The organism is Haloarchaeobius baliensis (assembly GCF_052060055.1).
Taxonomy (GTDB): Archaea; Halobacteriota; Halobacteria; order Halobacteriales; family Natrialbaceae; genus Haloarchaeobius; species Haloarchaeobius baliensis.
In genome coordinates this window covers 514,187-540,781 of sequence record NZ_JBPPFR010000002.1, presented here as the reverse complement: position 1 = coordinate 540,781, position 26,595 = coordinate 514,187, and the positions used below count along the sequence as shown (strand labels likewise).

General features: G+C 72.1%; 12 protein-coding genes. 7 read left to right on the top strand and 5 right to left on the bottom strand.

Annotated elements, in window-relative coordinates:
* The first annotated feature begins 1 nt into the window (after position 1).
* The 7 genes from ACSG06_RS13545 (at position 2) to ACSG06_RS13515 (ending at position 22,733) form a co-directional block, all read left to right on the top strand.
* Positions 2–3,709: a DUF6603 domain-containing protein gene (locus ACSG06_RS13545; RefSeq protein ID WP_440990811.1), complete on the top strand. Its 3,708-nt coding sequence runs from the start codon at positions 2–4 to the stop codon at positions 3,707–3,709.
* Complete coding sequence (locus ACSG06_RS13540; protein WP_440990810.1) at positions 3,706–3,846, top strand: hypothetical protein; 141 nt, start codon at positions 3,706–3,708, stop codon at positions 3,844–3,846. The genes ACSG06_RS13545 and ACSG06_RS13540 overlap by 4 nt, the downstream gene beginning before the upstream one ends.
* Positions 3,836–7,963, top strand: coding sequence for a hypothetical protein (locus ACSG06_RS13535; protein ID WP_440990809.1), 4,128 nt, complete (start codon positions 3,836–3,838; stop codon positions 7,961–7,963). The genes ACSG06_RS13540 and ACSG06_RS13535 overlap by 11 nt, the downstream gene beginning before the upstream one ends.
* Positions 7,964–8,102: 139 nt before the next feature.
* The gene (locus ACSG06_RS13530) at positions 8,103–10,727 is read left to right on the top strand and encodes a hypothetical protein (protein WP_440990808.1); all 2,625 of its coding nucleotides are present in this window, start codon (positions 8,103–8,105) and stop codon (positions 10,725–10,727) included.
* Positions 10,724–19,132 carry a hypothetical protein gene (locus ACSG06_RS13525; RefSeq protein WP_440990807.1) on the top strand — a complete coding sequence of 2,803 codons (8,409 nt, stop codon included), beginning with the start codon at positions 10,724–10,726 and terminating at the stop codon, positions 19,130–19,132. Before ACSG06_RS13530 ends, ACSG06_RS13525 begins: the two co-directional genes overlap by 4 nt.
* Positions 19,129–22,071, top strand: a complete 2,943-nt coding sequence (locus ACSG06_RS13520; protein ID WP_440990806.1) for a hypothetical protein — start codon at positions 19,129–19,131, stop codon at positions 22,069–22,071. The genes ACSG06_RS13525 and ACSG06_RS13520 overlap by 4 nt, the downstream gene beginning before the upstream one ends.
* Positions 22,068–22,733, top strand: coding sequence for a hypothetical protein (locus ACSG06_RS13515; RefSeq protein WP_440990805.1), 666 nt, complete (start codon positions 22,068–22,070; stop codon positions 22,731–22,733). The genes ACSG06_RS13520 and ACSG06_RS13515 overlap by 4 nt, the downstream gene beginning before the upstream one ends.
* Before the next feature lie 23 nt (positions 22,734–22,756).
* Here ACSG06_RS13515 and ACSG06_RS13510 read toward each other — a convergent pair whose 3' ends face one another.
* The 5 genes from ACSG06_RS13510 to ACSG06_RS13490 all read right to left on the bottom strand — a co-directional run bounded on the left by ACSG06_RS13510 (position 22,757) and on the right by ACSG06_RS13490 (position 26,593).
* Positions 22,757–23,458: an alpha/beta hydrolase gene (locus tag ACSG06_RS13510; protein ID WP_440990804.1), complete on the bottom strand. Its 702-nt coding sequence runs from the start codon at positions 23,456–23,458 to the stop codon at positions 22,757–22,759.
* Positions 23,459–23,461: 3 nt separating this feature from the next.
* A complete protein-coding gene (locus ACSG06_RS13505; RefSeq protein WP_440990803.1) occupies positions 23,462–24,451 on the bottom strand; it encodes a VOC family protein in 990 nt (329 codons plus the stop codon).
* 155 nt (positions 24,452–24,606) lie between these two features.
* On the bottom strand, positions 24,607–25,833 hold the full coding sequence (locus ACSG06_RS13500) for an MFS transporter (RefSeq protein ID WP_440990802.1): 1,227 nt from the start codon (positions 25,831–25,833) through the stop codon (positions 24,607–24,609).
* A gap of 69 nt (positions 25,834–25,902) precedes the next feature.
* Positions 25,903–26,127 (bottom strand): DUF8119 family protein, encoded by a 225-nt coding sequence (locus tag ACSG06_RS13495; RefSeq protein WP_440990801.1) that lies wholly within the window; start codon positions 26,125–26,127, stop codon positions 25,903–25,905.
* Position 26,128: 1 nt separating this feature from the next.
* Positions 26,129–26,593: a universal stress protein gene (locus ACSG06_RS13490; protein WP_440990800.1), complete on the bottom strand. Its 465-nt coding sequence runs from the start codon at positions 26,591–26,593 to the stop codon at positions 26,129–26,131.
* Between the last annotated feature and the right edge of the window lie 2 nt (positions 26,594–26,595).

Sequence of the window (26,595 nt, the reverse complement as noted above, 5' to 3'; positions counted from 1 at the left end):
CATGGCATCTGAAACAGACACCAAAGAGCAGGTCGTCCGGGAACTCGGCGCGTTCCTCGAACCGGTCGTCGAGGCAGGCAACGGCGGTCCGTCCGCGATTTTCAGGTTGCTGCGAGACGCAGGCGTCGGGGAGGAGCTACAGCTCGGCGAGGTCGAGAAACTGGTCTCCATCGTCGGCGACGAACTCGCGGACCCGCTCACGACGGTGCACCAGAGTGTCCTCGTCGACGAGGCAGAACTGAGCGACGTTCCAACGGTCATCGAAGCCGTCGTCGAGATACACGGCGGCATCTCGAAGATAGACGACCTCTCGTTCGAGTCGCCGGAGCTCGACGAGGTCGGCAGCGGAATCCTCGACTATCTCGTCGAGGAGTACTTCGAGTCTGAGCACTACCTCTCGTACAACGTCCTCGTTGTGCTGGGCGTCCTCGGGCAGCCACGGTCGAGTGGCGCTGCCGAGTTCCGACCCGGGAAGCTCGTCGACCTGTTCAACGAGCCGGGCGGGACGATGCTCGATACGTACACCGACGAGGACGCTGGCGGCGCACTCGACTACGACCTCATCTCCTTCGGCCTCGGTGAGCTGTTCTCGGCCCTCGACATCGTTGCGTTGCCCGAACCTATCGACCGCGAGGCCGCGCAGGCGCTCTCGACGGAGATCCCGAGTTCGCTCACGAACGACCAGAACGCACACCGCGTCGCACAGTACAGACAGTACAGGTTCCCGCTCGTCCAGGGTGGCGGGTTCGCGTTCGGCGTGAACCTCATTCCGGTGCCAAGTGTCGAGCCGAGCACATCCCCACCGGAGTACGAAGGAATCGACGGGTTCGCGTTGCAGCCGTACGGGAAGTTCGAGGACGGCTGGTCGGGGAGCTTCGGGGAGAACGACCAGTGGACGTTCTCGACGACACTCTCCATCTCGGAGAGCGACTGGGTGCTCGGTGCCCTGCTCCAGTCAGGGCAGATCGAGACGAAGGCACTCTCGAAGGACGGAAGTACGCTTCCGTCGCTCAAGGCGCGTGGCGAGGTTGCACGTGCGACGGGGCAGTCGGGGAGCGACAAGCCACTCGTCGGCTCCTCGGACGGAACGAACCTGACCGCGACTGAACTCGGAATCGCCGGAATGGTCGGACTCGAAGACGACGAGTTCGTTGCGGGGGTCGAGTTACCGAGCAGCTTCCGGCTCGTCATCAAACCGAGTGGCGGGTTCTTAGAGCAGGTGTTCCCCGAGAGCATCACCAGCGAGTTCGACCTGACGGCAGGGTGGTCGAACACGAAAGGGCTCTACTTCGAAGGGGGAGTCAGCCTCGAAATCCCCATCCCGCTCCACGAGCAGCTCGGTCCGCTCACCATCAAAGAGATCTTCATCTCGCTCGCTGCGGACACCGAGACCGGCGAGATAACCGTCCAGGCAGCCGCCTCTGCGTCGGTCGAACTCGGCCCGCTCGTCGGCACGGTCACCCGGATCGGACTCGAGACGGACCTGTCGTTCCCCGAGAACCGGGACGGCAACATGGGCGTCGTCGACCTCGAACTCGGCTTCAAGCCCCCCGAGGGCGTCGGGCTGGACATCGCGGCTGGACCTGTCACGGGTGGCGGCTACCTCGCGTTCGACCCGGAGAACGAGCGCTACGCGGGGACCGGCCAGCTCACGGTTCCGAGCGGGCTGAGCATCTCCGTCGTCGGGCTCATAACCACGGAGCTGCCGGACGGCTCGGATGGCTTCTCGATGATGCTCGTCATCGCCGGCGAGTTCGACGCGGTCCAGCTCGGCTTCGGCTTCACGCTGAGCGGGGTCGGCGGCATGCTCGGCATCAACCGGAAGTTCCGCAAGCAGCCGCTGCAGGACATCGTCAGGCAGGGCAACCTCGACAGCGTGCTGTTCCCGGAGGACGTCGTCGAGAACGCCCAGCGCATCATCTCCGACGTGCGGGCGATCTTCCCGCCGACGCGCGGGAGCCACGTGTTCGGCCCGATGCTGAAGATCGGGTGGGGGACGCCGACCATCATCGCGGCGTCGGTCGGCGTCGTGCTGGAGATCCCGAGCTTCCGCATCGCCATCCTCGGGAACATCGAGATGGCGCTGCCGAGCCTGGAGGTCGAGCGCCCGGAGGGGATGCCCGAGGAGGTGCCGTTCCCGCCCATCCAGGTGAACCTGGACGTGGTCGGCATCATCGACATCCCCGGGAAGTCGCTCTCGCTGGACGCGTCGCTGTACGACTCGCGCATCATGCAGTGGACGATGGCGGGCGACATGGCGCTGCGGTCGTCGTGGGGCGAGCGGTCGCGGTTCCTGCTCTCCATCGGCGGCTTCAATCCGCGGTACGAACCCCCGGGTGGCTTCCCGAAGCTGGACCGCGTGACGGTGAGTCTGGACGTGCCGGGCGGCCAGCCGGTCATCGACTTCACGGGCTACCTGGCGGTCTCGTCGAACACCTTCCAGGTCGGCGCGCAGGTCAACGCGGAGCTGGAGGTCGGCCCGTTGTACGTCTACGGCGGGCTGGGCTTCGACGCGCTGTTCCGGTTCGACCCGTTCTCCTTCATCTTCGACTTCTTCGCCCACTTCGGGGTGGAGTTCAGATCCTTCGAGCTGTCCGTCGGCGTCGACGGCACCATCTCGGGCCCGTCGCCGTTCCACATCCGCGGGACGGTCCACGTCTCGGTCGGGCCGTTCGACGTCTCCGCGGACATCGACGTCACGCTCGGCAAGGATGCCAAGACGAAACAGCTCCCCACGGCGGAGGTGCTGCCCGAGCTGGTCGCGGCGCTGAACGAGCCGAAGAACTGGGACGCACAGCTCCCCGGCGACGGGAACGGCGTGGCGACGCTCCGCAGCGCGAAGAGCGCGGCGGCCCGCGAGCAGGCGAAGGCGGCCGCACAGGGCGGGGCGGGCGACGCACCGTCGCCGGTCATCGCGCACCCGCTGGGGACGCTGACGGTGAGGCAGACCGTCGTCCCGTTCAACTACGCCATCGAGAAGTTCGGCGAGGCACGCCCGACGACGTACGACGAGTTCCGCATCGCGGGCGTGACCGTCGGCGGGGTCGCCGACCACGAACGGGAGGCCGTCGAGGACGAGTTCGCGCCCGCCGCCTTCCGGAAGATGGACGACGCGGAGAAGCTGAAGACGGACGACTTCGTCGACCTCGAGGCGGGGACGACCGCGGGCGACGTGGGGATGGTCGTCGGTGGCGAGGGGAACGCTGCCGACGCGACCGCGGCCGCGTTCACCTACGAGGAGACGGTGTACGACGAGACGCACGACAACCGCGGGGCGCCGCTGGCCGAGTTCGAGGCCGCGACGGCAGGGGTCGGCCACACCGCGTTCACGGCACACGAGCTCTCGAAGGGCAAGCGCGGCGTCCAGCCCGAGGACGAGGGGCTGTTCGGCGTGAGCGAGGGCGACGACGACGGCGGCCTGTTCGGCGTCGGTGGCGAGGACTTCGTCGTCGTCGAGGTGGACACGCTCACGCCGGTCGTCGCGGACTTCGAGCAGTACGGTGGCGACGAGGACGACGAGGACGACGGCTCGCAGGGCTTCGTCTCCATCGCCGACAGCGCGGTCGCCGAGCAGGTCCGGCCGGGGCTGCACGTCGGCACCTCGAAGGGGCGCGCACAGGTCGAGCTGAAGCGGTACGCGAACGAGTCGGGCGTGGACGAGCGCGACCTCCAGGTCGTGCGAACCACCAGCCTGGAGGACGACGAATGAAGGGACACACCCACAGCACGAACGGGACGGGCGGAGGACTGGACACGACGGCGGCGCGGCGACACGTCCCCGCGCGACGGCCGGTCACGGCACGACGCGCCGCCGACGGCGACGGAGGTGTCGGCGATGGCGAGTGACCCGACCGCCGGCGCCAGCTTCCGGTTCCTCCCGCTCGTCCGACGTGGGTTCCGACCGGAGACGCCGTTCCGGCGCGACCGCTCCGCCGCAGCCATCCCGGGACCGATGCAGGTCGGCGTCGAGCTGACGCTCGCGGCGCGGGAGCAGGACAGCGGGACGTGGGACCAGGAGCCGGAACCCATCGCCGAGGGCGACCTCGAGCGGCCGACCCAGGACATCCGGATGTACGGTCCCGGCGACGTGATCGGCATCGACGAGGCGCAGGTGAGCCGGCTGGAGCCGGAGCCCGACAGCAACAGCTTCCCGGCGAACCTGTTCCCACTCGTCGAGTTCTCGCAGGCCGACCTCCCGTGGCTGTTCAGTCCCGAGCGCGCGGACCTCTCGCGGTCGGGCAGGTCGCGGAACCGCCCGTGGCTCACCCTCGTGGTCGTCCCGAAGGACGCGAAGGGCGTCAGCGTCGACGCCGGCGGGACGAGGCCGCTTCCGGTGCTCTCGACGCCGACGAGCGAGCTCCCCCCACTCTCGCAGTCCTGGGCGTGGGCCCACGCGCAGGTCGTCGGCGACGACACCGCGGCGGGCGAGGTGGTTCGGAACAGCCCCGAGCGCGCGGTCTCGCGGCTGGTCTGCCCGCGAAACCTCGACGAGAACCGGCGGTACGTCGCGGCGGTCGTCCCGACGTTCGAGCCCGGACGGCGAGCCGGGCTCGGCAGGGCACCGTACCGCGACACGCCGGGCGGCGGTACGGACGGTGACGCCACCGCGAACGGAGAGGGCGGTGGCGACGACGGCGACGAGGGCGACGAGACGAAGCCCATCGCGTTCTCGTGGACGGACGACGACGGCACGGTCGAGCTCCCGATGTACCTGCACTGGGAGTTCACGAGCGGTGCGGGCGACTTCGAGGAGCTGGCGAGCCGGCTCTCCCCCGTCCGGCTCTCCGAGGAGGACGTGGGCAGGCGAGCGGTCGACGTGCGCGACCCCGGCCCGGACCGCATCGGCCACCACGAGTCGATCTACCAGACAGGCGCGCTGAAGGCCCCGAGCCTCGACGTGCCGCCGTTCCCGAACCGTACCGAGCTGGTCCGGCTGCTGAACCAGCCGTACGCGCTGGCGAAGCAACAGCAGGCGAACCCCGGGGAGGACCTCCCGGTCGTGGGCGCGCCGCTGTACGGGCAGTGGCACGCCGACGAGACGCACATCGACCCGATGGCGACCGACTGGGTCACCGAGCTGAACGCGACGCTCCAGTACCGCATCGCCGCCGGGCTGGGCGCCGAGGTCGTCCGCGAGAACCAGGAGGACTACGCCGCCCGGGCCTGGGACCAGGTCGGCGAGCTGGCGACCGTCAACCGGAAGCTCGCCGGCGGACAGCTCGCCCGCGCCGCGAGCACGCACATCCACGACCGGCTGGTCGGCACCGTCGGGCTGGCGGGCGAGAAGAACGCGGCGCGTCTGCTGCAGTTCACGCAGCCGCTGCATCGCACGGTGGGGACGACCGGCAGCGACGGGACCGTCGACGCGCTGCGCTCGTTCACCGCCGAGTTCGACGACATGGTGGACTTCCCGTCGACGGTGCTCTCGCCGACGTTCCGACGGCTCTCGCGGCCGACCGGACCGCTGGTCCGGAACGCCGACATGTCGGTCGGGGACGGGCTGACGGCCAGCTCGATGGCCGCCGACTTCGAGGCCAAGAACGTCCAGCCCGCCGACCTGAAGAGCGGGCTCCGGCAGCGCGTGGCGACGCTCGACGACCTCGTCGGTACCGAGGCGGTCCCCGGACTCGGCGGGGGCGGCATCGCCGACGGTCAGTTCGTCGACGTCGGCCCCGTCCTCGGGGACGACCCGTGGGTCGGCGGCTGGGGTGGCGGCGACGGTGGTGGCTGGGGTGGCGACCTGGGTGGCGGCATCGGCCCGGTCGTCGACGGGACCCGGGTCACGCAGCCGGGCGCGGACCGGGGCGGAACCCAGTGGCAGGCGATGTCCGGCACGATGGCGGGGCCGGGACCCGCCGAGGTGCCACCGACAGCGCCTGACGACGGCATCGCGCTGCCCGGCGAGTCGCGCCACGTCCCCGCGCAGTTCCCGACGGGCGTCGACGTGGTCACGCCCGAGCTCGCCCGGGTCGCACGGCTCGGGACGTGGGCGGGCGACCTGCCGGACGTGGACCTCACGCGCATCGACCTCTCGACCGTGACGCCGGCGACGCCACGGGCGTTCGCGGTGCGGAAGGTCGACGTGCAGGTCGGCAGCAGCATCGACCACGCGGCGACCGCGATGGTCGCCATCCGGTCGCTCTCGGTCCGGCTGGACCCGGCCGACGGACGGACGAGTGCGCCGGCACCGACGACCGTGGCCGCCCACGCGGACGCTGTCGAGACGAACACGTTCGACGCGCTGGTGCGCAGCTTCGACAACCTGCTGAGCACGGCCCCCGACGCGACGCCGACTCAGATCGCGGACGACCGCGAGACGTTCGTCCAGTCGTTGCGCACGGACCACCGGGCGGCGGTCGACGCGCTGAGCGAGGTCGTCACCGCGCTGGAGGAGCGGGGCCTGGACCCTTCCCAGCCCGACCTCGGCTCGGGTGACGTCGACCCCGCGACGCCGGCGGCCGGGTCGGACGCGGTCGAGGTCGCCGACCTGGTCGCCCGCGTCGACCACGCCGCCCGCGAGATGCAGGCGGTACTCGACCGGCTCCAGCGGCTCCGTACCTCGCTCCGTGTCGGCCCGGAGATGCTCCAGACGCCGGCGGCCCGCGAGGGCGCGCTCCAGTTCGGCCGGACGTACGACCGCACCCAGCCCGAGCAGATCCTGGACCACGTCGACCCCGACATCACCGTCACCGAGACCGTCCTGTCGGGGGTGACCGCCGCGGGCGAGCTCGCCGACGAGCTGTCGACGCGGCCGGACCCCATCGAGCCGGTTCGCTGGGCCCCGTCGTTCCCCGACCCGATGGCCGACGCGCTCGAGTCGCTCTCGCAAGAGTACCTCATGCCCGGCGTCGCGGACGTCCCCCGGGACTCCGTCGGCGCGCTCTCGACCGACCCGGCGTTCGTCGAATCGTTCCTCGCGGGGGCAAACCACGAGTTCGCCCGCGAACTGCTCTGGCGGCGCTTCCCGACCGACCGGAAGGGGACGTACTTCGACACGTTCTGGGACAAGGCGCACAACCCGCTCTCGACGGCGGACGACCGCCCGGACATCGCGAAGCTGCACCGATGGGGGAACGAACTCGGCGGCAACCAGCACGACTCCGGCCGGCAGGGGACCCCGGTCGGCGACTGGAAGGCGGACGCGACGACGGAGGGCGAGCCCGAGGGCCGCGTCGTGCTGGTCATCCGGGGCGAGCTGCTCCGGCGGTTCCCCGATACGAGCGTCTACATGGTGCGGTCCTACCCGGACGATGCGAGCCACGCAGACGAGGCCGAGGGCGACCGCGCTGGCCGGTCGCCGATGCTCGGCGAGGTCGGCAACGTCACCCCGGAGACGGTCCGGAACGGCGAGGTCACGGACGTGAAGTTCCCCATCTTCCAGGGGAAGCTCGACCCCGACATCCGGTTCCTCGGCTTCGACCTCTCGCCGAGCGACGCGGTCGGCGACCCCGACGATGGCGAGCCCGGCTGGTTCTTCGTCTTCGAGGAGCCGATGGGCGAGACGCGCTTCGGGCTGGACAACGGGACCGAAACCGACCGCGGCACCGTCCCCAACGGCGTGACGGCACCGGCCGCCCCGCGCAGCGACGGGACGCCGCTGGACACCGGCGCGCTGACCGGGGAGGGTGGCTCGACGCCCTGGAACGCGCTCTCGTGGAACCACCTGGTCCCCGGCGATGCCGGCTCCCGCGACGTCGACGAGCTCGTCACGTACGTCGACCTCTGGGACAGCCCGCCAGGGGCCAGCGGGAACGAGGACAGCACCTGGCGCGTGACGGACGGGCAGGTGAGCAACTGGACGACGAACCACACCGAACTGGTCGAGCAGTACCCCGAGCTCGCCAACGCGCGGGCCGAGTGGGGACGCAACAGCGCCCACATGGCCCGCATCACGTGGCAGCGACCCGTCCGCGTGGCCATCCACGCCGACGACCTGCTTTCGGCGGAGGTGGCCGACCGGTGACCCGGACGGCCGACGCTCGGCGGGCGAGCACGACGACGACCGACGGACAGCGACCGACTCCGACTTTCATGCACCAACGACAGACGACGACGGCGGCGCGGCGTAGCTCCGGACAGACTGCGGTCGACGGAGGTGCGCGATGAGCAGCGCGAGCGTCGACGACGTGCGCGAGACCCTCCGGACCGCCGAGGACGAGCTGACGCGGGCGAGCCACCTCCTCTCGACGGTGACCGAGTTCGCGGAGGCACGCAAGCACGGCGGCGACGCGGACCCGACGCCGGTCGAACGGGCCGCGACCCGGTTCCTCCAGCCCGGGCCCGGTCCGAACTACACGGTCGCGGTGCGGCGCTCGGAGCTGGCCTACCTCGGCGAGCCGTTGCTCGATGACGGGACACAGGACTTCTTCGCCGCGGCCCGGGCGTACGCGTCCGCCGCGAACCGGACCGGCTCGGGGGACGACTCCGTCCCGGCGTTCGTCGACGACCTCGAACGGTTCGTGACGGGCGCGAGCGACCACGCCCCCGCCGCCGAGACGTTCGCGTCGCTCGCCGCGGCCGACGACCGCGCGATGGCGGGCCACCTCCGGGCCGTCGTCCAGCGGCTCGTGACCGCGGCGCGGGCGAAGCGCGACGCCACCGAGGACCGGCTCAACGACCAGTACCGGGAGGAAGACGACGGGAGCCACACGCGGACGAGCACCGGACGGGTACAGCAGTTCCTCGACTCCGTCGACGACACCGTCGCGACACTGTCGGACGAGCCCATCGCGCTCCTGCCGGTCCGGCTGGAGACGCGGTTCGTCGGCGACGATCTGCTCGTGCGGGTGTACCCCGACCGCATCCACGAGGACAGCCACGAGTCACAGCTCACCGACGCCGAGCGCAGGTGGGGCCAGAACTTCTGGACGTACGTCTGGTACGCGACCGCCGAGACGGCCGTCCCACGGAACCTCGCGACGAACCTGCCGACGGAGCGCCACGACGAGCTGGTGACGATGCTCGTCGAGCTCACCGACGGCGGCTACCCCGACGACCCGACCGGGCGCAAGCGCGCCATCCGCAGCCGGGCGTGGGGCCAGCTCGTCGAGCGGTTCGGCCGCGAGCGGGCGAAGTACGTCGTCCACGCGCTCCGGCCGGACGTCGACGGCGCGCACGACTGGACGACCCTGCTCGACGGCACCGAAACGGTCGCGAGCCTCGGCGCGCTCGCGTTCCCGGAGCCGGACGGCCGGCCGGGCTCGTGGACACGCGCGCCGGTCGCGCGGCTGCTGCCCGACGAGTGGCTCGTCTACGGCGTCTGGACGGCCGACGACGACTACGACGGCGAGGGCGACACCCGCGAGCCGTTCCTCGTCCACGGCGGTGCGATCCGCGAGCCCCTCCGCGTCGGGCCCGACCCCGACCCGATGGCCGTCGCGATGCAGGCGGTCGGCGACACGCCCGAGGGCACACGCACGGAGGAGGGCGTCGACTGGCTCGTCGACTTCGCGGCCGCCGAACGCGCCGGCATGGCGCTGCGCATCACGCCCGAGGACGTCCACCCCGGCGGCGACCGGCCCCTCGACGAGGGCTGGTTCGAACAGCTCGTCGTCACCGGCGTCAAGGCGACGATGGACGCCGACGAGTCCGCCCGCGAGCTCCGCGACCTCCTCGCCGCACAGGCGTACACCAACGGCCTCTCGCTCGTCCCGCAGGGGACGCCGACGAACAACGCCGACCGGCCCTCGGGCTACCACTCCAGCGAGGACCCCGAGGACACCGTCGACGTGGACGCCGGCGCGCCGCTCGTCGAGCACGGCGACATGACCGACGGCGACCTGCTCGCCCGCGCGCTGGCCGTCGACCCGTCCTCGCTCGGCGACGACGACCACGTGTTCGCGCACGTCGCCGACGCCGACGCGACCGACCAGCTCGACGCCTGGCACGCCAACGCCGCGCTCTGGTCCGGCACGCTCGGCTACTATCTCCAGACCATGCTCCGACCCAACCGCTTCGACGACTCCGTCGCGACGCCACCGCTGTTCGACCAGCTCGACCAGGAGGACCACCCCAGCAGGGCCGAGTGGCTCGCCGGCGACGACCCGGCGGGCTGGTACGAGGCCTACCGCCGGCACTTCGTCGAGTACGTCCGCGCCGGCGGGCCGCTCCCGACCATCCGTGCCGGTCGACAGCCGTACGGCTTCCTCCCGACCACGGTCTCCGACCCGGAGAGCGAGAGACGGCTCTGGGCCGGCGGGGGCGGGGCCCTCGACAGCGTCGGGACGGACGACGACCACGTGAGCGTCGGCGGTGGCGTGAGCATCGCGGACGCGGCCGACGACGGGACCGGCTGGTCCGTCGACGATATCCGCATCGGCGGATCGGGCGGGGACGCCGGCGACGAGGCGGCCGACGGGACCGCCCTGCGCGGGAACGACCCCGCCTACGACTTCACGACCGGTTCCGAGGAGGAGTTCCGGCGGACCTACCGCCCCGAGGACGCGAAGGACGAGATTCCCGACGCGGAGCTCGCGCGGACGTTCGAGCCCGCCGAGACGCGACGCGTGTTCTCCGCCGCGGAGATGGCGACGCACTACTCGCCGGACGAGTCGTCGAACGTGCTCTCGACCGACGAGCTGAACGCGAACTACTCGCGCGAGGAGCTGGCCGCGTCGTCGGTCGAGACCGACGCGGACGGCCGCGCGATCGACACGGAGGGTGGTGGCGGTCGGCGCGGGAGTCGGCCACGTGACGACGACGAGGACGACGGGGGGATATTCCGATGAGCTCCGACGACGACGGGACCGACCGCACCCCGTTCGGTATCGGCGTCCGCGACGGCGAGCTCGTCGGCACGCCCGACGACCCCGGCCACCTCGACCGGTGGCTGACCCTGTTCAGGGGTAGCTGGGCCGACGGCGCGACGCGGCCGAACACCACGTCCTCACCGGGTGTGCCTCACGTCGGGCGGTCCGGGACGACGACCGAGCTGAGCCAGATCCTCTCGATGACCGCGACGGCGAACGGCTACCAGCACCGGCGCTACCTCGCCGGGGACGGCTCGCTCGGGAACCTGCTCTCCCTCGACACGCCCGGACAGAACCGGCGAGACCACGAGAGCGACGCGAAGCCGTCCTCGTTCGCCGTCGACGTGGTCGACACCTACGACGACACCGTCCTCGACGCACTGGTCGGCGGCACCGACGACGAGGTGGCGTCGGTGGTCGAGCGGACGATGACCAACTTCCGACTGCTGGAGTGGCACTGGAACCCGGCGACGGGGACGTTCCAGCGACCGACCGAGGACGACTCGACCGAGTCGGCCGGCTGGAGGGACGAGGTCGTCCTCGGCACCAGACGCTCGGCGGCGCTCCAGCAGCAACGCGGCCAGCTCAGGACGGCCGTCGAGAACGCGCTGACCGGCGACCTCGCCGACGTGAGCGCGCTCGACGTCCACGTCATGAACCTCCTCTTCCAGGATATCGACAACGAGGACGACGTGCTCCCCGTCGTCGACGCGAGCGTGCAGGACCACCTGCGCGCCCTCCTGTCCGAGGAGTACGACACCGTCCGGAAGATGGGCTCGCGGCTGGTGTACGACGACGACGGACAGGTGTCGAACGAGTTCAAGAAGGACGTCTACCTCGAACTCGACGAGATCGTCCGGGCCCCCGACTACGTACCGGAGGAGACTCGGGACGACGTCGAGCGGGAGCGACCCAGCCAGGAGGAGGTGGAGCGAGCGAGGGGGATCGAAGATGGCCCCCCGGGCGGCGGCGGGACGCTGGGGCCGGGAGCTGGGACGACCCAGCCGCCCGTCGACGGCACCGGCGGCGGCTCCCAGGGCGGCGGTATCGACGGCGGTGACCCCCAGGGCGGCGGTGTCGACGGCCCCCAGGGTGGTGCCGTCGACCCGCCGCAGGACGGGGGGTCACTGGGCGACACACCTCGCGGGATGTCGCAGGTCGAGAGAGCACGGAGGGCGGCCCGGAACAACGAGCTCAAACAGGTGCTCGCGCGGTTCACGCGCCCGCACGTCGACGACGACGGGGACCAGCTCGACCTGTTCACCGAGCACGCGACCCTGTCGAACATCGGTGACCCGTCGTACTCGCTGCTCGACGGCGACCGACCGCTGGCGAACTTCGAGCCCGGGACGGCGACCTACACACTCGGGATGACGCCCGACTGGCTCGCACAGCAGCAGCTGCAGTTCCAGTACCAGCGCGTCGGCGTCGACATGTTCTACCCGATGCGACAGCGACGCGGCCGCTTCGAGAAGCTCTCGGTCCTGCACGAACTCGGGCAGGACCCGCGCTACGAGCACAACCCGGCCGTGCTCGGGTCGGTCGCACACCACCTGTTCCGGTTCAGCCTCATGCGGGCCCGCCACTCGGCGGCGCTGCGACGGTCCTTCATCGAGGGGAACGTCCCGCTCCCCGGTGCGTCGGACGTCTACGGGGACCAGTTCGTCGACGTGCGTTCCACCGACCCGACCGACGGCCGGCAGTCGCTGAACGACTTCCTCGACCGACAGACGTACCGGAACCTGTTCTCGGTGGACGACACCGGGTTCGAACCGGAGACGCCGTTCGACCTGGGGAGCGTCACGGCCGATACGGACCCCCGGCTCGCACAGGTCGGCCACAGCCTGCGCTACCTCCAGTCGCGCGACGACGACACCATCGACCGGCTGGTCCGGGGGACGCTCGACCTCGCCAGCCACCGCTTCGACGCGTGGGAGACCTCGCTGGCGACGCGTCGGCTCGCCGACCACCGCCACGACCAGGACAACTGGTACCAGCCGAAACCGGTCACGTACCGGAACGACGCCGGCGAGAACGTCTGGCGGGACACCGACGCGTACGTGCCACCGGGCGAGTTCCCCGCGTGGCCGCCGGGGTCGGGGATCACCACGGTCGGTGCCGCCGAGGACGCCGCCAAGGACACCGACGACGGGAGCCAGACCGGGACGGCCATGGCCGAGGCGTCGCTCTCGGAGTCGACCACCGAGTCGATGGCGGACGCCCTGCCGGGCGGCAACGACCTCGTGAACGACCCGACCACCGAGCGCGTCTCGCCGTCGGTGCCGCTGCCGGAGAGTTCGGCGGGCATCCACGTCGGCGCGTGGGGCTACGTCGAGGACCTCCACCCGGACGAGTCCGACGACACCGGCGAGTTCCTGCACGCGCCGTCGCTCGAGCAGGCGACGACCGCGGCCGTCCTCCGGGGCGGCCACCGGGCGTTCGAGAACGAGGACGAGGGCCACCTCTCGGCGGTCGACCTCTCGGCCGACCGGGCCCGCATCGCGAAGCAGCTGCTCGATGGCGTGCGCGAGGGGCAGCCCCTCGGCGCCCTGCTGGGCTACCGGTTCGAGCGCGGCCTCCACGAGGCCGGCCAGCAGCAGTACATCCAGGAGTTCCGCCGGGCGTACCCGACGTTCACCGGCACGCTCGGCGGCCCGGCGTCGTCGGCCGAGGCGGCCCGGAGCGACGTGGTCGACGGCTACAAGCTCTACCGGTCGCTGACGTTCGACGATTCGACACACACGGTCGACCCGCGACCGCCCCGTCGGCCCGAGGCCGAGGCTCGCCCCGACGTCGACGCCTACGCCGACCTGCAGGGGGAGCACGGGCTGCCCGACCTGACGAGCACCGACGGGGACGCGGTGCTGGGCGCGCTCTGGCACCTGTTCGAGGCGGTCGACGCCGTCCGCGACGTGCTCACCGCCGAGAGCGTCCACCAGTTCACGCAGGGGAACTACTCGCGGGCGACAGGGTCGCTGGAGGCGCTCGCGAACGGCGGCACCGTCCCGGAGCCGCAGGTGCTCGACACGCCGAGAACCTCGGTGGGGCTGACCCACCGCCTGCTCGTCACGTTCGGCGACGCCGACGGCGCGACGACGCCGGCCGCGTGGACCGACGACACCGCGTTCACGCACCCCGAAGTACCCGCCGTCGGTCCGGGCGACGGCCCCGCCGACGAGACCGAACCGGCCGTGCCGGCCGTCGACGCCGACGGGGCGTTCCCGCTCCAGACCCGGCCCGGGGCCGAACCGAACCTCGACGCCTGGGTCGGCGAGCTGCTGCCCGACCCGGCAGACGTGGGCTGTGCGGCGTCGTACCGCTGGACGGCGGAGCGCGAGTTCGCCGCCGGCTCGTTCCGCACGCCGGCGACGGACGGGCGCGTCTCTGTCACGGACGTCGGATTCGAGCCCGACGTGGTGGTGTTCACCGCGTCCGTGGCGGCCGAGGGGCCGGGCGAGAAGGCGGCGCAGGACGAGGACACCACCCCCACCGTCCACGGCTGGGGGCACGGCTCGGCGAAGCGCGAGACCGACGGTACCATCACCCAGCAGTCGGTCTCAGCGGTGTACGACACCGACGCCGGGACCACCATCGGGACGGCCGACACCGACGACGCGCTCCACGTCGCCTTCGCGGGCGATGGAGACGTCTCGGTGCGGGGCACCGTGAGCGAGACGACGACGGACGGTTTCGAGTTCGACGTACGCCTGTATGGCACCGACCGCGCCGTCTCGGTCGACTACCTCGCGCTGTCGGTCACCGACCCCGGACTCGTCTCCGTCGGTCACCTCGAGACCCAGTCCGGGAGCAGTACCGTCCCGCTCGGCGTCGACGCCGACTCGGTCGTCCTCACCGCGACGGACGGTGTCGACGCGAGCGCGCTCGGGACCCAGGGCGCGACCACCGCCGCGACCGGCGGCTCTGTCGGGCTCTCCTACGGGCAGGCGACCACCGGGGGGAACGGCCTCACCCAGCACGCGCTCTCGCTCTCGCAGGACCCCTCGGGGAGCACGGCACCGGCGGGGACCGCCCGCGAGGACCGCGTCGTCCACCTCGACGGCGACTGGTCGATCTCGTGTACGGGTCTCGGCACCGACCTCCAGCTGAACGCGGTCTCGACGGGGAGTGCACCCCGGCCGGTCACCTACGTCGCGATGGCGTCGCCACCGGACGAGCCGACGCCCGAGGTGGGCGTGCTCGCCGACGGCGAGAACACGCTCGCCGGCGACGGTCGCCCGGGAGCCATCGAGTTCGTCGCGCTCCCCGGCGTCACCGACACCGACATGAAGGCCGGGACGGGCGTCTCGCTGCCCGACGCGACGGTGGGGATGGGCCACGGCGTGACGACCGGCGTCGGCCGCCAGCGGGCGATGGCCGACACGGTGACCGACGGCGCCGTCGCCGCGCCGACCGCCACCGGCTCGGTCGTCGACGTCCCGACGGGCGCGACCACGAGCGTCACGGTCGAGCTGACAGCCGTCCGTGACGGCGGCTTCACCGTCTCGTTCGCCGAGGGCACGCCGACGGACTGTCTGGTCTGCTACCGCGTCTGGCCGGCCCAGCCCGTCGAGCGCGAGTTCGTCGCGGACACGACGCTCACCTTCGACGAACTGCTGCTGTCGCCGCTGGACGCGGTGGCGTTCTCGAAGGCGGGCGAGGACCAGAGCCAGACCCAGCTGGAGCAGCGCCTCGCGTACTACCTCCTGCGGAACCGCGAGACGAAGCCGACGACCGCCGACGCCGGCCACCCGCCGATTCCGGCCGACGCGACGGTCGACCTGCGATTCCGCGAGGACGGCGGGGCCCGGATCAGCGCCGCCGACTGCCTCGAACTCGTCCGCACGGTCCGGGGGACGCTCGCCGACGGGCGACCGGCGACGGCGGACGACCTCGCGCACCCGGCCGAGCAGACCGGGCCGGGCTACGACGAGCACACGTTCGCAGCACTGCACGGTCGCGCCGACGCGGCGACCGCCGCGCTCGCGGACGTGACCGCGCTCGTCGACAACCGCCGCGAGCTGCTCGACCCCGACGTGGACCCGACCGAGGCGAAGGAGACGCCAGAATCCGAGCGCGACGAGCCGACCGTGACCGAACAGGTCGACGACGTGCAGGACGCCGTCTCCGAGTTCCGGGCACAGGTCCCGGTCTCGGGCGTCGCGGAGGCCTGCAGCCTGGTCGACGGAGAGACCGACGACGACGGCGACCTGTTGACGAGCGAGCTCGAACGGCTGCTCGAGGCCCTGCCGGCCGGACCGACCGACCCGAAGCACGTCGACGAGGAGCTGACCGTACAGGCCCTCGCCGGCCGGACGCTCCGCTGCGAGACCGACAGCCCGGAGGCGACGCTCGACGTGACCGTCCTCGGCGACACCGGGGCGGACGAGGTGGCGACCGGACTCCCCGTCCAGTTCGTCGAATCGCGTACCGTCCGGACCGACGCCGACGGCGCGTTCACCGTCGACCTCGACTGTCACGACTGCACGCCCGGCGCGCCGTTCCTCGTCGTCGCGAGTGCTGGCGACTCCGTCGTCTACAGCGAACGCGGGCGGGTCGTCGAACCGCGCAGCGCCCACGTCGTCGACCCCGACACCGGCGGCGACACGAACCGCGACCTGACCGGGACGGCGCGGGTCCCCACCGACACCGAGACGCCCATCACCGTCACCGTGACCAGCGTGCAGGCCGGCGACGAGGCGACCGCGTTCGACACGACCGTCTCGACGACGACGGACGACGAGGGCCGCTTCGGCATCACCGTCGACGCGACCGAGGTCGCCGCCGGCACGGCGTTCACCGTCACCGCGACCGACGGCGACGGCGACACCGTCTACGAGGCCGACGGGCACGTCCGGAACCCGGCGTACGACGTGGACCTGCGGGAGCTGTTCGAGGGCATGACCCTGCTCCCGACGCTGTGCTGGCTCGGCTCGACCCGGCCCGCACTCGACCCCGACGCCCACGACTCGCCCGCCGACGTGCTCCAGTCGCGGCTGTCCGAGGACACCGACTGGCCGGCCATCGCAGCCGAGGCGAACCTCGTCGGGGACTGGAAGGCCGACGTGGCCGCGCACTCGACCGGGAACGCACCCGTCCGGCCCGCGCTCGACGTCTCCGACGACGACGTGGCGGCCCTCGCCGCGCTGACCGACCTGTCGACGCTCGACCTCCGGCGTCTGGCGGACACCATCGCGACCGCCGTCGAACCGCTCGCCGCGACCGGGCTGGTCGACGCCGTGGACGTGACCGGCGGCGAGGACCGCGTCGACGACGCGCGGTTCTGGCCGACGGCCGACCACGACCGGCTGGCGCGGGTGCGGACCGCGCTCGCCCAGCTGCTCCGGAACCCCGCGGGGCGCGACCGCGACGAGGAGCTCCAGCGCTTCGCCGCCGAGTTCGTCGCCAGCGTCGAGCGCGTCGAGTCGCGGACCGCCCGGAAGTCGGTCGTTCACCTGCTCGTGCTGTTCGAGGAGTCGGCCTGGGCGGCCACCGCGTTCGACGGGGCCGTCGACGACCCCGCGGCGTTCCTCGAACGGCTCCGGCGGTTCGTCCACTACCCCGAGGCGGCCACCGACGGCGACCGCGCGTCGCTGGAGGCCGACCTCGCCGCGCTGGCGGCGTACTACCGCGACCTCGACGACCTGCGGGGGTACCGGGAGACCGTCCAGCGGGCGAAGGCACTCCGCGACGTGCTGGACGAGGACAGGGTCGAACGGGCGATGCGGTCCCGGGACCACGACATCGCCGTCGACACGACTGACCGCATCATCGCCCTGCTCGACGAGCTGCCGGACTGCCGGAGCGGGACCGCCGCTGAACAGCTGTTCGAGCGGATCGAGGAGCCACTCGGCGAGCTCGCGGACGTGGACCACGTCGAGCCGACAGAGCGCGCGTTCGAGCCGATGGCCGACGCCATCGAGTCGCTCCGCGAGGCGGTCGACGACACGAACCCGTGGGCGCGCTTCGAGCAGCTCGACGAACGGTTCGAGGACGTCGAGGCCGAACTCGGCGTCGACGGCCGGGCGTCCGGCGACGCGACGCCGTCGACGGAGTTCGTCGCGGTCTGTGGCGCGCTCCGGACCGCCATCGAGCGGTACGAGGAGCACGCCGGGACGCCAGGGATCGAGCCCGTCTTCCGCCCGACTGATGCCCGGAACAGCTTCGACGGCTGGTGGGACTCGACCGCCAGCTCGCTCAAGACCGAGGTCGACGCCAGGGTCGGCCCGCTCGTGGCCGTCGCCCGTTCGACCCGGCTGGACGAGGTGTTCCGGCGCTGCGTGCTGGAGACGCTCCGCATCCCGCTGCTCCGGGCGTCGTACTTCGGCGTCTACGCGAGCACGCCCCGGTCTGCGACCGGCGGGACCCCAGAGGACGAGCGGACGCTCCTCGCGCAGGCACAGGGCGTCTCGGACCGGCTGCACGCCCGGCTCGACGAGGCCGGCGAGCACGCCGCCGCCGTCACCTCGCTGGTTCCGGGTGCCACAGACGCCGCGGCCGCGGCGTCGACGCTCTCGGGCGGATCCGCCGACCCGGCGACCGTCACGAAGGCGGCCGAGCACGAGCTGGACCGGCTGACCGCGCTGTTCGGCGAGGGCTTCGTCGTGCTGCCGCCGTTGTCGCCGCCGAACCAGGCGGAGCTGTCGAAGACGTTCGCGGCGACCCACACCGACGAGCTGCTGTCGGCCGCCGCGCCGATGGAGACCGAGTCGTGGCTCCAGCGGGCCGCCCGGGTCCGCGACCGCCCCGCGAACCTGCAGCAGACGTTCTCCTACGCCGAGATGGTGTCGGGCCGGCTGCTTCGCGACGACCTCCGCGTGGGCCAGCTCCCGTTCCGCGAGACCGACGACTGGGTGGGTATCGACGGGCTGGACGAGACGCCCGACCGAGGGCAGGTGTCGATGGTGACCACGTTCCCGACGCGGTACCACGCGGACCATCCCGTCGCCCCGAGCCCGGGCGACGCGGACGGCACGCCCGGCGCACAGGTCGCCGGCTTCCTCGTCGACGACTGGCGCGAGGCCGTCCCGAAGACCGAGGAGAAGACCGGCGTCGCCGTCAACTACGACGACCCGAGCACCGAACCGCCCCAGTCGGTCCTGCTCGCGGTCCCGCCGGCCGACGGCGGCGACTCGCCGTGGTCCGAGGACGTGCTGCTGCGGACCATCCTCGAGAGCGTCGACCTCGCCAAGCTGCGCGGCGTCGACCTCGACGTCGTCGGGAAACCGCGGTCCGACCCGAGTCAGCGTGTGCTCGGCCAGCTGCTCCCGGGGCTCACACTGCCGCACAACACCCGGGACGTGCCGGACACGCCGTCGGTCGACTTCGACCTCGACCGCGGGCTGAGAGACGACCTGCCCGGCTCTGACGGGGGTGAGGACGCATGAGTGGCGAGGAGTTCCAGCCCGTCGTCACGACCGAGACCGCCACCCTGCTCGACATCGAGGCCTGGACCGACTCGGAGACGTTCTGGACGCGCCTCGAACCCCGGACGCGCGACATCGAGATCGAGCGCCCGCTGCGCGCCGAGGTGCACGACCCGGCGTGGCTGCTCTGCCGCCAGTGGCAGGTCGGCGAGTTCCAGGGCGAGGACGCCGGCTCGCCGGTCACCGCGGCGGTCTCGTACGCCCGGGACTACCTGAGCCGGTACGAGCTCGGCGGCATCGACTACTCCGAGCTGCTCCCCGGTCCGGGCGGCTCCGACCTGCCCATCACGCCACCGCCGGCGCTCGGCGGCGCAGGGAACGTCCCCGTTGCGGACGAACGGAACCAGCTGGACGCGGTCGCTGCCGCGCTGGGCGACCACCTCGCCGCACAGCAGTCCGGCGGGGGCGAGCCCGCGGACGCACAGACCGCCTTCGAGACGTACCTCCAGCCGGGGAGCGGCCAGACCCCGTCGCAACGACGGCAGGCGCTCGGCTACCTGACGCTGCCGGTACCCGACGACGACGGCACCGAGTCGACGTTCACCGACCGGGCGCTGGACTACCTCGCGGACCAGCCGAACGCGGAGACGCAGGTCGGCGGCGACAGCGTCGACCAGCTCGTCGCCGAGCTCGTCGACTACGCCGAGGGGTCGGCGAGCTGGCAGGCCGCCGAGACGACGTTCGCGGTGCTCCTGCAGGTCGGCGGGCAGGCGACGACCCGGCACCTCGTCGAGGTCCTCGCCATCGCACGGGCCGTGCTGCAGGACTACGACACCGCACAGTCCGGCGGCACGGGCGGGTCGGGCGGGAGCGAGTCGCCCGACCGGACCGTCGCCGGCAACGGCCAGCCGTACGAGGGCGAGCCGCTGGAGGTGCTGGCAGAGCGCGAGCCGGTGACGACCGGGCTGACGGGCGCGGACGTACCGCCCGCGCGGCTCCGGGCCGACGCCGGACAGACGTACCTGCGCTTCCTCGCCAGGGAGGACGTGGCGCCGGCCGACGGCTCCTACGGCGCGGCCGACCTCGTCGCCCCGGACGCGGGCGACCCCGAACGCTTCCTGCTCGACGAGCCCGACGACGCGCTCGGCCCGGACGACCGCCGCTTCGTCTCGCTCACCGACGGACGAGCCGTCGATGGTCACGCCGTCTACGCCGCGCTCGTCGCCGGGGTGCCGGGTATCCGCGGCGCCGCCGGCTGGGAGGCCCCGTCGTGGCCCGGCTCGGCCGACGGGCTCCCGGTGCCCCAGGGCGAGTCGCTCTCGGACGGGCTCAAGCGCGCCGCGACGGGGTTTGTCGACTGGTACGCCGACCTCTACGAGGAGCCCGAGTCGGGCGCGAACCCGGCGTGGCAGGACGACCGACAGGAGCACCAGTTCTCCGTCGCGACCGGCCCCGCCGGCGGCGAGACGGTGCTCAAGGCCGAGGAGTACCCCGGTGGCCACCTCGACTGGTACTCCTTCTCGGTCGCGACAGGCCCGCTCGACTCGCTCTCGCCGCCGGCCGCGGCGGCGTCCGACCGGACGCTCACCGAAGCGGGCACCAGGGACGTGACGCTCGGCAAGCTGCGCTACCGGGGGATGCCCGCCTCTCGCTGGTGGGAGTTCGAGGACGCGGCCGTCAACCTCGACGACATCCCGGCGGGGCCGGAGGAGCTGTCGAAGCTGCTCCTGCTCGACTTCAGCCTCGTTCACGGCGACGACTGGTTCATCTTCCCGCTGACGACCCCCATCGGGACGCTGACCCGCATCACCGACATGACGGTGACGGATACGTTCGGGCAGACGACCGAGGTCGAGCCGGTGACGAAGTCGACCGACCGGTGGAACGCGTTCACGTTCACCGACCTGCCCGAGGACGTGACCGAGGACGGCGAGCCCGGGCTGTTCCTGCCGCCGACGCTCGCCGAGAGCCAGACGAGCGACGCCGTCGAGCGCGTCTCCTTCGCCCGCGACGAGATGGCGAACCTGGCGTTCGCCGTCGAGGAGCGCGTCGAGAGCCCGGTCGGCTCGCTCCTGGAGCGCGAGGAGTTCGTCGAGCCCGACCTCGCCATCGACCGGGTCGTCGCCGGCCCCGACGAGGGAGACGAGCGGCTCGTCTGCCGGAACGTCGGCGACGCGCCGCTCGACGTCACCGGCTGGACCGTCGAGGTCACGGTCGGGACGACGACCGTCGGCCAGCCGACCGACGAGCTGTACGAGTTCACCGCGCCCGACGACGGCGACCCCAGGGTACTCGACGCCGACGAGACGGTGACCATCCACACCGGGGAGGCCCCCGAGGGCGTGCCACCGGACGGCCACGTCTACCTCGGCGGGCTGGAGGACCATCCGAACCTCTCCGCACCGGTCTGGGGGAGCTCGGTCGGCAGCGTCGTCGTCCGGCGGGCGGGCGACGGATCGCCCGACGAGCGGTTCGTCGCCCGGGACGTGGTCGCGCACACGCCGGTCGACCTGCCCGAGTACGAGCTGGCGAGCTCGGTGCCCGACCACTACTTCGCGATGCAGCCGGTGCGGCCGAAGACCGGGCCGGAGCCCGACCCGCAGAACCCCGACCCGCTGGACCCGGACCCGACCGACCCGGACAGCTACCGGCTCGCGCTCGCGCTGCTGCTCGACGCCGACTCGATGGGCGACCCGCTCCAGCGGCTCCCGATGCCGCGTGGGCGGATCCTCGACACCGACGACCCCCTGCGGCTCCACGAGGAGGAGGTCACCCGTGCCGGCCGCGACGTGGAGCGCCACTACCAGCTCGCGCGCTGGACCGACGGGAGCACCCACCTCTGGTCCAGCCGGCGCGTCTCCACCGGCGCCGGCGAGATCGCCAGTCGGCTGCGCTACGACGACGTCGTCGAGCCCGACGAGCAGGACCTCTCGGCGGGCTCGGGGGGTGACACGAGATGACTAGCGTCGGGATACTTGCCGGTCTGACGCCCTCTCTCGACTCGATGCTACTCGTGGGGCTCATCCAGGGACTGGTGCTGCAGGGACTCCCGCCGGAGGCGGCGCAGGCGGTCGAGGACGTGCTCGCGACGATGACGCCGCGGAACGCGGCCGTCTACGGCGCGGGCGGACTGTTGAGCATCGGGACCGTCCGCTGGCTCGTCAAGCGTCGGGCCGGCGGGACGCTGAAGGACGCCGCGGCCGGGACGACCGTGGACACCGGCGGCGGGGCGGCGAGCAAGGGTGCGGTGTCGACGACGACCACGACACGCGCCAGCGCATCGAAGCACAACGTCGCGTTCACCCTGCCGTCGGCCGTGCCCATCTCGAAGGGTGTCCGGCAGGTCACCCATCACGAGATCCACGCGCTGGAGCTCGGGTTCGTCGTCGGGGTCGCGATGACCTGGCTCTACGTCGAGGGGCGCACCGAGATCGTCACCGGCGTCGTCGTCGCGTTCGTCGCCGGCAGCCTCGGCTACAAGCGCTACAGCAGCAAGGCGTTCAAGACCATCCGGTACGAGCCGTGGTACGCCCTGACGGCGCTCGCCGGCGGGGCCGCACTGGGCTTCGCCCTGTTCGTCATGGAGCCCGGCCTGCTCTCCCAGCTCGGCGTGTCGGTCTGAGTCGCCGGCGTCGCAGTCGGTCCTCAGTTCTCCAGCAGCTCGTCCAGCAGGTCCCGGACCACGTCGAACTCCGCCTCCGAGATACCGTGCTCCAGCCCCGGGTAGATGCGCTCGGTCACGTCGCCGTCGAGCGCCCGGAACCGGTCGGCGGTCGCCCGGACGCGCTCGACCGGAACGTACTCGTCGGCGTCGCCGGAGCCGACGAAGACGGGTGTGCCCGCGAGCGAGCCGTCCGGATCGGGGAGCTGCCGGTCGTCGGGGCCGACGAAGCCACCCGAGAGGACGACCACGCCACCGAGGCGACGGGGGCGCCGGCAGAGCAGCTCCGTGACGACGGCCGCGCCCTGCGAGAAGCCGAACAGCACCGTCCGTTCGGGCGGGATGCCAGCCTCCTCGGTCTGCGCCAGCGCGCGCTCGACCGCCCGGACCGCCGAGGTGAGGTGCGGCTCGTTGCGCCCGGGGTCGGCCCGGGCGTCGTACGGGAACCAGCGGCTCCGGGACGCCTGCGGCGCGAAGAAGGCGACGCCGTGGCGGTAGAACGACTGGGCGAGGTTGACGACGCCGTCGGCCGTCGCCCCGCGCCCGTGGACGAGCACGACCGCGACCGCGGCCGCCATGCTCGGTGCGCCGGCGGTGACGACCGGCTGGTCGGCGTGGGGGTCGGGGCCCTCGTCGCCATCGCCGACTCCGACTCCGTCCCCCGCAGCCTCGTCGTCTTCGGTCACAGGTCAGTCCAGCCCCGGCACGGAGAGCGGCGGGAGCTGCGACTCGATGAGCTCGCGGTCCTCCTCGAACCAGTCGGGCAGGACGAGCGACTCGCCGAGCGTCTCGATGTCTTCGTCGACCGTGAGGCCGGGGGTCTCGGTCGCCAGCTCGAACAGGACGCCGCCGGGCTCGCGGACGTACAGCGAGTGGAAGTAGTTGCGGTCCCGCACCCGCGAGACGTCGAAGTCGCGCTCGCGGAACAGCGAGTGCCACTCGTACAGCTCGTCGACGCTCTCGACGCGGACCGCGACGTGCTGGACGGTGCCGATGCCCTCGCGGCCGTAGTCTGCTGGCCGGTCGAGCACGTCGACGACGGTGGCGTGGTCGCCGTCGGCGCGGTAGCGGACGCGGGTCGCGTCGGAGCCTGCATCGGCGGCGTCGCCATCGCCGCCGTCGTCGGCCGGTTCGTGCTCCTCGCCGACCATGTCGAAGCCGAGCGTGTCGAGCATCCCGGCGGTCGCGTACGGGTTCGCCGACAGCGCGGTGACGCCGTGGACGCCGCGGATGGCGTGGTCCGCGGGCACGGCGCCGTCGGTCCACGGGTCGACCGGGCTGTCCGTCTCGACGAGTTCGATTCGGGTGTCCGCCGGGTCGGTGAACCGGAGCAGGCGCTCGTCGAAGCGCTCGACGGGTCCCGAGCACTCGACGTCGTGGTCGTCGAGGTGCTCGGCCCAGAAGTCGAGCGAGCCCGGCGGGACCGCGAAGCCGACCGACTCCCACTGGGGCTTGCCGAGTCTCGCGGGCACGTCGTTCGGGTACGGGAAGCAGGTGAGGACGGTGCCCGGCTCCGCGGTCCGGTTGCCGTAGTAGAGGTGGTAGGCGAGCATGTTCTCGTAGTTCACCGTCCGCTTGACCAGCCGGAGACCGAGGACGCCGACGTGGAACTCGACGTTCGCCTGGGGGTCGCCGACGATGGCGGTCACGTGGTGGATGCCGGGCGAGTCTGTGAGCATCGCGATGGTATCGGTTCGTCGGCCGGCCAGATGTAGGTAGCGTCCGGTGTGGCACCGCTGGCCACGGCCGCGAGACCACGACCCCTTCACGACCGACGTCGGGTTCGAGCTGAAGACCGACGGGCTGGTGTTCGTCGCCCACCTCGGCGGGTGAGTCAGTTCGCCGGCGCGTCGTCGACCTGCGGGTTCAGCGAGCCGGTGTGGCTGTAGACGCCGACGAGGAGGACGACGCCTGCGGCGAGCGGGAGCACCGCGCAGGTCGCGTACACCGGCACGAAGCCGAACGTGTTCACCGCCGGCAGGCCGACGAGCGGGCCGAGCCCGCCGCCGACGTCCCCGAGGACGTTGTTCGTCCCCGTCGCGCGGCCCATCCGGTCGCCCGGCGTGAGGTCCGCCAGCAGGGCGAGCAGCGGGCCGCCGACGCCGCCCTGTCCGGCGCCGATGAGCAGGCAGCCAACCAGCAGCCCCTGGGCGGAGTCCGCGACCGAGAGCACGAGGAAGCCCGCACAGGCGGCCACGAGGAAGACGAGAACGATGGGCACCCGTGCCCCGACGCGGTCGCTCAGGCTCCCACCGACGAGCATGAACACCGAGCCGGCGAGCACCGTGCCCGCCATCAGGAAGCCCGAGGTGCCCTGTGCGGTGTAGCCGAGGACGGCGATGTTGCGCTCGCCGAGGTAGACGACGAGCGTCGAGAACAGCACGCCGACGTAGGAGAAGTACAGCCCGAAGTTGACGAGTCCGGCGGTGAGCGCCGGGACGCTCCGGTCGATCTCCCAGGGCTTCACCGAGGACGAGACCTCGCTCGCGTGGGTCTCCGGGACGATGGCGTAGGCGAGCCCGCTGGCGACGAGCGCGAACGCCGCCGCGACTGAGAACGCGAGAGGGATGCTGTAGAGGTCGCTGACGACGCCGCCGAGGACGAGCCCGGCCGGGAAGCCGAACGTGATGCCCGCGCGGACGAACCCCATGCTGGTCCCCCGTGACTTGGCCTCGCTCACGTCCGCCGTGATGGTGTACGCCGTCGCGAACACGAGTGCGCTGCCGAGCCCCCAGGCGACTCTCGCGAGCAGGAACCACGCCTCGGGGGCCGCCGCCTCGATGGCGACGTTGTAGCCGAGCGTCGCCACCCCCTCGATGGCCAGTCCGGCGATGAACGGCTTTCTGGTGCCGATCCGGTCGACCAGCGCCCCCGCGGGTGCGTTGGCGAACAGCCGGACGAACCGGTTCGCGCTCAGGATGAGCCCGACCATGAACGACGAGATGCCGAGCACCGCGCCGAGGTTCGGCAGGATGGGGAAGACGACGCCGCCGCCGAAGCCGACGAAGAAGGTGCAGGCGATGACGGCGGCGACGACGGCGCGCGGTCGGGTGGCCCGCATATGCCTCTGACGTGTACCGGGTGGCACAACTGTCCGTCGGTCCCGGCGAGGCGGGGGGACGGGGGTCCGCTACGACCCGTCCCCGCGTCCCCGAACACCCTCGAGGGAGCCGAAGAAGCCGTAGTAGGCGACGACGCCGCCGGCCAGCGCCAGGTGGTAGGCCCACCGCGGGCTGCCGAGGCCGCGGAACAGCGCGGTCACGACGGCGACCCAGACGACGGCGAACGCGAGGTCGACGGCCATCCCGGAGCGGTGCTCGCGCACGTGGTCGGCGAGGGCGGCGGTGTCGACCATCTCAGTCGCCCTCCCCGTGCTCGTCGACGACCATGACGGGGCGATGCGTCGAGCGCAGCACGTTCTCGGTCACGCTGCCGAGGAGCACCCGCCGGACGCCAGAGCGTCCGTGGCTGCCCATCACGACGAGGTCGACGTCGTGGTCCTCGGCGAAGTCGGCGATGACCCGGTGGGGCTGGCCCGCCCGGAAGTGCGCGGTCACGTCGACGCCGCGTTTGCGGCCGGCCTCGACGACGTGGTCGGTCGCCGCACGGGCGCGCTCCTCCAGTTCGTTCATCTCGCCGAACCGGCCCGACCGGACGCGGTCGACCTGTTCGGTGCCGAGGCTCAGCTCGAGGGCGTCGGTGTCCACGACGTACAGCGTGTCGACCGCGGAGTCGAACTGCTCGGCGATGGCGAGCGCTCGGTCGACGGCGAGTTCGGCGGTCGGGCTGCCGTCCGTGGGGATGAGTATCCTGTCGTACATGG

Bases quoted from the DNA above. Each gene is read 5' to 3' on its own strand.
- ACSG06_RS13545 (WP_440990811.1), top strand. From the start codon at position 2: ATGGCATCTGAAACAGACACCAAAGAGCAGGTCGTCCGGGAACTCGGC.
- ACSG06_RS13540 (WP_440990810.1), top strand. From the start codon at position 3,706: ATGAAGGGACACACCCACAGCACGAACGGGACGGGCGGAGGACTGGAC.
- ACSG06_RS13535 (WP_440990809.1), top strand. From the start codon at position 3,836: ATGGCGAGTGACCCGACCGCCGGCGCCAGCTTCCGGTTCCTCCCGCTC.
- ACSG06_RS13530 (WP_440990808.1), top strand. From the start codon at position 8,103: ATGAGCAGCGCGAGCGTCGACGACGTGCGCGAGACCCTCCGGACCGCC.
- ACSG06_RS13525 (WP_440990807.1), top strand. From the start codon at position 10,724: ATGAGCTCCGACGACGACGGGACCGACCGCACCCCGTTCGGTATCGGC.
- ACSG06_RS13520 (WP_440990806.1), top strand. From the start codon at position 19,129: ATGAGTGGCGAGGAGTTCCAGCCCGTCGTCACGACCGAGACCGCCACC.
- ACSG06_RS13515 (WP_440990805.1), top strand. From the start codon at position 22,068: ATGACTAGCGTCGGGATACTTGCCGGTCTGACGCCCTCTCTCGACTCG.
- ACSG06_RS13505 (WP_440990803.1), bottom strand. From the start codon at position 24,451: ATGCTCACAGACTCGCCCGGCATCCACCACGTGACCGCCATCGTCGGC.
- ACSG06_RS13500 (WP_440990802.1), bottom strand. From the start codon at position 25,833: ATGCGGGCCACCCGACCGCGCGCCGTCGTCGCCGCCGTCATCGCCTGC.
- ACSG06_RS13495 (WP_440990801.1), bottom strand. From the start codon at position 26,127: ATGGTCGACACCGCCGCCCTCGCCGACCACGTGCGCGAGCACCGCTCC.
- ACSG06_RS13490 (WP_440990800.1), bottom strand. From the start codon at position 26,593: ATGTACGACAGGATACTCATCCCCACGGACGGCAGCCCGACCGCCGAA.